The following is a 572-nucleotide window of genomic DNA, read 5'->3' on the forward strand; positions in this document are numbered from 1 at the left end:
CTCTATAATAAAAAGCAGCCTGAACATCATTTTTCAGGCTGCTTTTGATATTGTGTGTGTTCCGATTGATTATTTATTATGCAATAGACTCGTTAATAAACGCTTCCAATTGTGGTTTAGCCAATGCGCCTACTTTAGTTGCCACATTTTTGCCATCTTTGAACACAATCATGGTTGGAATGCCGCGAATACCAAATTGTGCAGGCGTTGCTTGATTGTCGTCCACATTCATTTTAGCAATTTTCACTTTGCCACCCATTTCTTCTGCCAGTTGATCAAGAATTGGAGCAATCATTTTACAAGGACCGCACCATGGTGCCCAAAAATCCAAAACAACTGGCAATTCTGATTTCAATACTTCTGCCTCAAAAGTGGCATCGCTAACGTGTACGATCTTATCGCTCATTTATGTATCCTTTCTTGGGATTAAGTTTGTAGGTGCTGCAAAGATACGGCTTTATGGCGCAGATTTCAAGTAGCCGTATAGAATTATAGTTTTTGAACATTTGTAATATAGCGAAACAAATCACCGTTTCAGGCGGCTTTTAAAAGCGCGTATACCGCAATAATTC

1 protein-coding gene is annotated in these 572 nt (G+C 39.2%); it reads right to left on the reverse strand.

The features are described from left to right. Positions 1-76: 76 nt before the first annotated feature. Entirely contained in the window at positions 77-406 is a 330-nt protein-coding gene (trxA, locus tag L1D47_RS21020) for a thioredoxin TrxA (protein WP_239886647.1), read from the reverse strand. Between the last annotated feature and the right edge of the window lie 166 nt (positions 407-572).

This window comes from Shewanella sp. Isolate7 (genome assembly GCF_022398425.1).
In the GTDB taxonomy this organism is placed as follows: domain Bacteria; phylum Pseudomonadota; class Gammaproteobacteria; order Enterobacterales; family Shewanellaceae; genus Shewanella.

What these genes read in the sequence shown, in the direction of transcription:
- trxA (WP_239886647.1), bottom strand. Translation starts at nt 406, where the DNA reads ATGAGCGATAAGATCGTACACGTTAGCGATGCCACTTTTGAGGCAGAA.